4 protein-coding genes are annotated in these 9,652 nt (G+C 44.2%); 2 read left to right on the top strand and 2 right to left on the bottom strand.

Annotated features, from left to right (window positions below):
• Positions 1-1,880: Calx-beta domain-containing protein (locus tag KIV41_RS03085; protein WP_285335650.1), on the bottom strand; the 1,880-nt coding region annotated here is incomplete at its 3' end.
• A 358-nt stretch (positions 1,881-2,238) separates the two neighbouring features.
• On the opposite strand from KIV41_RS03085, the gene KIV41_RS03080 reads away from it, so the two are divergent.
• Positions 2,239-3,552: a TolC family outer membrane protein gene (locus KIV41_RS03080; RefSeq protein WP_171307214.1), complete on the top strand. Its 1,314-nt coding sequence runs from the start codon at positions 2,239-2,241 to the stop codon at positions 3,550-3,552.
• Position 3,553: 1 nt separating this feature from the next.
• On the top strand, positions 3,554-4,171 hold the full coding sequence (locus KIV41_RS03075) for an OmpA family protein (protein WP_182027573.1): 618 nt from the start codon (positions 3,554-3,556) through the stop codon (positions 4,169-4,171).
• A gap of 69 nt (positions 4,172-4,240) precedes the next feature.
• Here KIV41_RS03075 and KIV41_RS03070 read toward each other — a convergent pair.
• Positions 4,241-9,652 (bottom strand): choice-of-anchor K domain-containing protein (locus KIV41_RS03070; RefSeq protein WP_285335649.1); only part of this gene is annotated, 5,412 nt, incomplete at its 5' end.

The following is a 9,652-nucleotide window of genomic DNA, read 5'->3' as shown; positions in this document are numbered from 1 at the left end:
CCAGTCACCCCACCGACTTGTAGGTCGAAGGTTTCATCTGGCTCATCGATGGTGTCTTGCGTGGTATCCACTGTAGCGGTGAACATGGTGACGCCCGCTGGGACGGTGATTTGTCCCGTATTAGCGTCGTAGGTCACGCCATCACTGAACACGATGTTGGACAAGTTGGTGTCGTAATCATCATCACCTGCCGTACCGTTGACTAAGCCAATCGTGTAGGTTTGGTCGCTGCTGCTGGCATTACTTAATGTAACTTTGAACTCAGCGGGTTGCCCTTCGGGGACGGTCTCGCCAACCAATGCGACCTCCGTGATCACAGGAGCATCATCGTCATCTTGGATTGTTGCTGTGCCAGTCACACCACCCACTTGCAGGTCGAATGTTTCATCCGGCTCATCGATGGTATCTTGCGTGGTATCCACTGTTGCAGTGAACATGGTGACGCCCGCTGGAACGGTGATCTGTTCCGTATTTGCGTCGTAGGTCACGCCATCACTGAACACAATGTTGGACGCGTTGGTGTCGTAATCATTATCGCCTGCCGTGCCGTTGACTAGGTCAATCGTGTAGGTTTGGTCGCTGCCGCTGGCATTACTTAATGTAACTTTGAACTCAGCGGGTTGCCCTTCGGGGGCGGTCTCGCCAACCAATGCGACCTCCGTGATCACGGGTGCATCATCGTCATCTTGGATTGTTGCTGTGCCAGTCACACCACCCACTTGCAGGTCGAAGGTTTCATCCGGCTCATCGATGGTATCTTGCGTGGTATCCACTGTTGCAGTGAACATGGTGACGCCCGCTGGGACGGTGATTTGTCCCGTATTAGCGTCGTAGGTCACGCCATCACTGAACACGATGTTGGACACGTTTGTATCGTAATCATTGTCGCCTGCCGTGCCGTCGACTAAGCTAATCGTGTAGGTTTGGTCACTGCTGCTGGCATTACTAAGCGTCACTTTAAACTCAGCGGCTTGGCCTTCTGGTACCGTATCACCAACCAAAGCCACATCGGTAACCGTAGGCGTATCATCGTTATCAACAATAGTTGCCGTTCCCTGAACAGGAGTCTGCTGTGCTGTGGTAGTCCCGGATAGCGTAAACGACTCATCACCTTCAGTGATGTCGTCCTCTATAGTAGGGATAGTAAGTTGTAGTCCGCTTTCACCGCTAGGTACAGTAACAATCAGCTCCCCTTGTGGACCTACTTGAGAATTGATGATTGTTCCATCAGGAAGAGAGATTTCGACTAATTGACTATCAAAGTCCTGTCCATCAAAAGCGGTTCCATCATTGAGAATAAGTGTTAACTCAGTGTCCTGATTACCTGGTTGATCTAAGGTAATATCAAATACAACGTTTTCACCTTCATTCACGGTTGGACTATTAATCTCTTGAATCACTGGAAGGATAAGCAACGCTTCTGATTGGAAGCTTTGAAAAAGTTCTAGTAAGGATAATATTTGTGTATTTGAAAGTACTCCGAAACCACTAGCGTTAGTCTCAAACAAAGTTGCGGCCAGACTTTCAGCCCCAGTTCTATCTATAGCTCCAGTAACTTGAGGACTCGAGCCCACCCCTTCACCTGCGGCCGGATTAAACTCTTCTCCAAGTTCTGTTGGATCAATACCTTGTGCTATCGCTTCAAATACTTGTTGAACATCTGATGTGATATCTTGGCTTGTGCCATCTCTTTCCACTCTTTGTATTATTACATCATTTGGTTGAGAAAGTTCTTGAATAACCAACTCTCCAGGTAATGGAGACTCGCCACTTTCTAGCTGCTTAATGTTACCATCAAGACCAATAACTACTGTCGTACCTAACAAGGTACGTAGATCGATTTGTCCCATATCTACCTCGCCTGCCCTTGGCTTAGTCAAATATTTGTCACCCCAATATTTACGACTATAGTTTAGTCAAACCATCGTTTTTACGCTGTTGGAACCTTGCTTACCAAGTGTTTGACTTTAAGGGGCGAAGTCAAATAGTCGACGGTACTAAAGCAGATTATTTAGCAACTATCTTATTAATAGTTAGACATTTTTTATTTTGATGTTTAGCAGGAAAGAATTGTTGCATATGCTAGTGTTAACTAGAGGTACAAACAGTATTGGGTGATAAATGCCTAGGCTTAACAGCAGGTTGAAATAGATATTCATACTTGTTGTTATTTATGTCATAAAGTCTCACTTTTGAGATGACCTTGACGATAATTATCCTTTTTTTAGGAGAACTACTGTGAAATGGACTCGACTAACCATCGCTTGTTGCAGTGGCCTAATTGCATCGTATTCTGCGCTTGGGCAGACATTAGAGCAGGCTGTGGCTCTTACACTGAAAAGCAACCCAGACATCAAAAGCGCATTTAACGAATTCACCAGCAGGAAATACGTCAATGATGCTTCTTCTGGTGCATATCTTCCTAAGGTTGATCTCGATGCGGGCATCGGGTATGAAGGGGTTGATCCTGCTGATCTTGACCGTAGTGAAACTGACTTAACAAGAAAAGAAGCATCAATAACCCTTACGCAACTTATTTGGGATGGTTCTGCCACACTCAATGACATTGATCGTACTGCGGCCGATGCCGAATCGTTAAGGTATCAGCTACTTGCAGATGCTTCAGACAAAGCGCTTGAAGTAACAAAAGTCTACCTTGATGCAGTGAAAGCTTATGAAATATTAACACTGTCAGAAAACAACCTAGCCGTTCACAAAAAAATATACATCGACATCAAAAAGCGTGTGACGTCAGGGATCGGCTCTACAGCAGATATGACTCAGGTTGAAGCTCGTTTGGCAAAGGCTCATGGTAACTTAGCTGCTGCTCAAAACAATTTGTACGACTCGCATACAATGTTCACTCGACTAGTTGGGCAAACCCCTCAAGGGTTGATCTTTCCTAGGGCTGATGAAAATTACCTCCCCTACACTGTAGATGAGGCTGTGGGTCAAGCTTTTGAGCAACACCCTGTGATACAGGTTTCAATAGCTGATGTTGACTCAGCCAAGTTTCAGTACAAGCAATCAAAAGGCGTCAACTACCCCACACTTTCGTTGGAGGCATCCCAAACCTGGCGAGATGATGCCGGAGGCATTGAAGGCCGCAGCGATGAGACCACTGCAATGTTGAGAATGCGCTACAACCTATACAATGGTGGCAGTGACGCAGCAAACAGCGAAAACTTCGCTTACCAGCTCAACAAAGCAAAAGACTTGCGTGAAAGTGCCTACAAAAACGTCGAAGAAGGGCTAAGACTTTCTTGGAGCGCTCTGGATTTAACTTTGCAACAAAAAGAGTTCTTAGCAGACCATGTCGATTCTGCGGCAGAAACTGTTATTGCCTACGAGAAACAATACAGAATAGGTAAACGAACCTTACTTGATTTGTTGAACACTGAAAACGAACTATTTCAAGCAAGGAAAGACTACCTAGATGCGAAATACGCTGAGCAATACGCCAAGTATCGAGTTATGAACGCAACCGGGGAATTATTAAACGCGCTTCGTGTTGATGTTCCTCAAGAATGGTTAGAGAAAGTGGAGTATTAATATGAAAATGTTATTACTAAGCCTTTCAGTAGTTTTTGTTAGTGCTTGTAGCTCGAATGATGGCTCTGGTGATGAGTATGATTACATGCCGACGCCTGTTGCAGAGCAATCAGCAGATCACATGGATGATGATAGAGACGGTGTTATTAACCACAGGGACCTGTGTCCAGGGACGCCTGAGGGTTCTGAATTGGATAATGATGGGTGTGGTGAATATGCAAAATCATCTCAAAAAATGCAAATTCGTGTGCTGTTTGCCAACGACTCTGACGTCATAAACCCTATCTTTTCAAAACAAATTCGTGATCTGTCAGCCTTCCTGAAAGAGTACCCTAGCACATCAATAGAGCTTCAAGGCTATACAAGCATCACAGGTACTGACGAATACAATTTAGATTTGTCGAAAAGAAGAGCTGAAAATGTGCGCCAGGAACTTATTAAAAATGGTATTTCACCTAACCGCTTAAGGATTGTGGGTTTCGGAGAAACAAAATTGGCTTCTTTCGGTACCGATGAGGTGAGTCATGCTCTAAACCGACGGGTTACAGCCACCGTCGTTGGTTACAAAGGAGAAGTAAAAAAAGAGTGGACTATTTTTACCGCACTTCCTAAAAGCTAAAAGTACCACCCGATCAACAAAGGGGCTTGTCATTAGCCCCTTTGATTTGCTTTTTACCAGCAAGTATTTCTAATCGCTAGCTTTAAGCCCACCTTGTTCAAATAAGTAACTGGTTAAATCCGCCGCACTCATACCATCGAACTCAATAGACATTGACTTACCGTCTTGATTAATCGTTAACGCCGCGCCTGTTTGTGAATCCTCAATCGAAATTACACCTTCCAGATTGTCATCAGGAATCGTATCCAACAACTCGGAAATTTCGTTGAAGGTGACACCTTCCAGGACTTCGGACAAATCAAGAATATCCTCACCGACAGTGAAATCTTTAATACGGTCAACAGCGCCATTTTCAACATCTACCCACGCAAAAATGTCTGCACCATCATCACCAATAAGGATATCGTTTCCTAGGCCACCAACTAAGAGATCACTCCCGCTACCACCAGAAATGGTATCTTCACCGGCTTCGCCTAATAAGTAATCATCGCCAGCTCTGCCATACAGAGTGTCATCATCATTACCACCACGAATACCATCAGAGCCATTGTCTGAACCCCAGATAGTATCGTTACCATCTCCACCATAAGCGGCTAAATTACCACCTTGGCTAGTGACAACATCATCACCAGATCCCAGGTTTACCGTATCAGTCACCGGTTGAACTTCACTTTCTACACTCTGTAGCAGTACTCCATCAGAATCATGAATACTCTGTTTTGTATTCATAAAGGCTGAATTTTCGAAAAAGTTTCGATCCGGAGTCGTACCATTTGCATTAGGAAGAGAGCTACCCGTATCGATAATGTAGTCTCCTTTACCTATGCCAAAGTCTATTCGGTCATTACTATCACCGCTGTTAACCCTGATATTATCTGTCAATTCAACTTGTTGTTGGAATGGGCCTTGAGGCCCTATTGCACCATGGGCGCCCAATGAATAAGTAAAGTTCGCCGAGTTGTTAACTGGCTGAATCAGTTCAAACGTATCTACGCCAGCACCACCGAGGTGAACAGGCTGCTGCGTTATCGAAACTGGTATCTGGATGCTAGTTTCCGCTGAATCATTATTGCTCACTTCCGTCGCTATAGCTGACACATTCAAATTAAACTGTCCAGACTGGCTAAACTTAGCTTCAAGTGAAGTTAAGTCCCAGCCAGTAATATCGATAGGAACTGATTCCACGGTTATCTCATTGCCTGCACCATCACGTAATGTCGTTCCAATCGGCACATCATCAAGTTGGATAGTTAATCGTTCAGAGTTGTCAGTATCTACTAGGGAAGCGCTAATTTCACTCAATGCGATGAATGCTCCTTCTTCACCTGTATTCAAAGTCTCTTTGATAACAATGTCATCAATGATGATACCTAGAGTGTCAGAACCCTTCGCTTCAAACATCACTCGATAGTTGCCAGAATCCTCAATTGGTAGTTCGATGTTTTCGAGAGTTTGATAGGTATAATCATATTCATAGAAATCAAATACTGTGACTTCAGAACTTAAAATAGGGCTACCAGAAGCGTCAAGCTTATATAACTTAACAACCATATCTGATGCATGGTAGTCACCTCTGCGAATGGCCGCTTCAAAGTCCAATGTATATTGGGCACCAGCTCGGCAGGTGATATCTGTGAATAGATCTTTGTCCCCATTCCGGCCTTCAAGCTCCAGTACCTGGTTGGTGGAATCACCAACTCGATAAGTACCTTCGGTATTTACCTCTACTTTACCGCCACTATTGCTCGTCTCCCAAACTCCAACGGTTCCACTTCCAGAAACTTTATCAATATCGACGGTAGTCCCAAGTGCGCTAACATCCTCAAAATCAATGGCCGCAATAGTTTTGCTAGAAATCACCTCTAAATTAGGCGTATCAGCTACAGCTATGATCTTAATGTCTAAGGTATTTGAAGCACCAGTGTTTGTCATGTAAGTGATTGTTGGAACATCCCCACTCCAATGCTCGGTAGGCGTAAATGAATAGCTACCGTTTTCATTGAGAACGAAAACTCCTTGATTGCCGAATGTGTACTGTGTGCCAGCGTCAAACGAGCCATCTACCCCTTCAATCGAGTAGGTATCGACTAACAACGTAGAATCTATATCCTCGTCATTCGATAACACGTTTCCAGTAGCAGTATGATGCTCATTAGCTTTTGAAGAATCTTTATCTGTAACTGTCGGTGAGTCGACCGCTTCGACTTCAATATTCAGTCTTGCTGATGCACCAATATCTGTCACGTACGTAATAGTAGGTACATTACCATTCCAGTTATCCTCAGCCTCAAATACAAATTGGCCATTAGCTTGGATGGTAATGAATCCCCCTTCTATAGCGACTCGGCTTCCAACGGAGTGTACCGTGTTTGAGCCAGCAATTGAGAACTCAGATACAGACTGAATAGTCTCTCCATCATTATCTAGAAGGTTGCCCGATATGTCCTGACCCTCTGTCGTCTTGACAGTATCGTCCAATGCCCTAATTTCTGAGGCGTTAATCAGATTAAAATCAATACTAATTGTTGCCTCAGATTGTGAGCCATCAGAATCTTCTAGTGTATAAGTGAATGACTCGACCGCATCTTCTGGAATCGTATTATGTGAAGAGTTGATAACATACTCATACGTACCATTTTCGTTCAATGTTAACTGACCATACTGGCCTTGTAGAGCTAAGCCAATTGCACCTACAGTGCCAGTACTGCTTTTCACAGACACAACAGAAACATCGTCTTGCGCGATCTCATCTGCGCCAAAACCGTTATCTTCATAAACATTACCGGATAAAGAAGGCTCAGAGTAATTGCTATCTGGGACGAGTTTAATGGCAAGATCGTACGATGTATCCTGGTTCTCAGAAGTATTTATTGAGGTAACGACATTACCGTTAACATCCTTGAAGCCAACAACTTCTACCGAATATTCCTTACCATCAAAGTTAAATGTCGCGGCTGTGCTTGTAATGGTCACTATATCGTCACCAGTGCCGACGTCATTTGGTGTTTCGTTATGGTCAAACTCGATGTCCAGTTCGACTAGTTGACGGTTTCCATAAGTATCAACCAACTCAAAACTTACAGATAACGTTGCTCCTGTAATCGCCGTTCCAGAGCTGATCGGGTTATTAAAGTGAGTAAAAGTCCCCAGAATAACGTCTTCGTTTAACGGAAGTTCACCGTTCAGCCCCAAGTCATTGTCGATAAAGCCGTAGCCTGATTGAGGGTCACTGTCGTCGGTAGTACCCCAACGCAACTGGTCATTCGCACTATCATTGTCATTGCTATCGAAAACGGAGGTATCTGTACCACCCTCTACCGAACTCCAAGCAGCTTCGATACCACCGACACTAAACGAGTCGATCACGACATCAAGTGTGTGTGAATCGTTTCTTGCAACAGGTGAAGAATCTGCAATGTCGACTTGGATGGTATGCCTTGTGCCGTTTACGTCAACATGGAAACTATCTTGGTCACTGATTTCGTCAGAATGATCACGTTGAGGTGGCTGATATATAATCTTGCCATCTTGTAATTCTACAACTCCACCAAGTTCGGTGTTAATAGATGTCACACCATCTGGGAAAGTAAAACCACTCGGTAAACCAACAAGCTCTAACTCTTGACCTTCCACAGACTTGAAATGAGTCAGTGTTTCGTTGTCCGTTATGTCTATTCCCGCACTGTGATCACCAATTTGGATCTCGTAGTGCTCTGTTGACTCAGTTTGGAGATCATCCACAGTCGGAATAGTGATAGTAAACGAATCAACACCTTCAGGTACAATCAATGAATTAGCCACAGCGTCATAGGTTACACCGTCACTAAAGGTAGCGCTTGCAAAGTCTACATCTTGGTTGTCTGTTGTAGTCGACCCAAGACCAAATTTTACAGGATATTTGTACTGCGTAGCTGTAGTTGAATCTAATGAAATGTCGAAGACTAAATTCATCCCTTCCTCGATACTACTTGCTTCCGCGTCAATAGCTGCGATTAATGGTTTGGGTGGTAAATTCCCCTCTAAACCATCTTTATCTAAAGTTACTTGTGACTCGTTGCTGTAGTTTCCTGAAGAATCAACAACCTTATAGTCAAATGTGTCTTCTTGAGGCTCTGCCTCGATATATTTCAACTCCCAGTTACCACCACCTTCTGTGGTGATATCAACTGAGGCAATCAGTTTTCCTTCTGGCGAATCAAACACAAGTTCTTGGAACAAACCTGTATTCCCATCTTCGCCCTCAGGTTTAGTGTATTTAATCGTATCGGATGAACCATCATCATAAGTGATTACAAAAACCGCAAAACTGTCATTTGAACCATGCTCAAACTTTCCACCTAGTCCATCTAAACCGATGTTTAAGGAATCTACTGGTGTATTACCAAAATCAACGTTGATAACTTCTTCGGCGTTAATTCCATGATCACCATTAACACCAATACCATAACCAACATGGCTTTTATTTGGGTCACCGCGATATTGTGTAAGCAAGCCATCGTCTGTACTGATCGTAACAATGCTTCCATTACTCAATGTCATTGTTCTTACGCTGCTAGCGTTACCATCCGATGACTCACCCCAATTGTAAAATTCAGTCTGACTAGAGTTAAACTCTTGGTCAAAAGAATCTTTTGTTCCAAGCAAGAACCCTACATTGTCAGAATCTGGCTCATAATAAATGTTGTTTGAATTGTAAGACGTGCCTTGTCGAAGGATTTCACCCGTCACGTCATCCACGATATGCAGATCCGTTGACTTGATCTCTAAAAACTCAGTATCACTGACTTTTAGGAACAGCTTGCCACCATCAGGCAGCTCTGTAATAACAACGTTAAGAGGTATCTCTGCTTGATCATCTTCTCTATCAGAAATATGGTCATCATCGTTGTCGACATCGTCGAAGTTTGTATTGAACACAACCTTCGTTTTGCCTGTTGTGCTGATAGTTTCAGTAAATGACTCGGATTGTGGTGGATTCGAATCGACTTGGTAAGTTTCAGTATCCATTGCAGTCACAGCATTACCTGCACCATCAGTAATGGTTACCGACGCTGTCACAGACTGGTCGTTGAAGCCCGCTAATGTGCTAGCGTCAACATCCGCGCTAAAGCCAAGCTTGCCATCAGCTAGCTTGATAACTTCCACTTCAGCCAGCAGGTTATCACCTAATTTCAGTTGAACCGTATCACCTTCAACAACCTCACCGCCTACAGTACCAGTAAGAGTGACTTGGCCTGTCGCTTCTGCTTCGTTAATAGTGTTGTCGTTACCGACCACGATTGGATCGAGGTCAATGCTCGCCGTTGGCGCATCCACATCCACTTGGTAGGTTTCGGTGTCGCTCTTCTCGACGCTGTTACCTGCTTCATCGGTCACGGTCACTGAGGCGGTGACTGACTTGCCATCAAAGCCAACCAGTTCGCTAGCGTCCACGTCTACGCTGAAGCCTAATTGGCCATTGCCTAGGTCAACCACTTTCGC

Origin of the sequence: Vibrio sp. D401a (genome assembly GCF_030248515.1) — a bacterium.
GTDB lineage: Bacteria > Pseudomonadota > Gammaproteobacteria > Enterobacterales > Vibrionaceae > Vibrio > Vibrio rotiferianus.
The sequence above is the reverse complement of the archived record's forward strand: the minus strand, read 5'-3'. Positions and strand labels throughout refer to the sequence as shown.

What these genes read in the sequence shown, in the direction of transcription:
- KIV41_RS03075 (WP_182027573.1), top strand. Translation starts at nt 3,554, where the DNA reads ATGAAAATGTTATTACTAAGCCTTTCAGTAGTTTTTGTTAGTGCTTGT.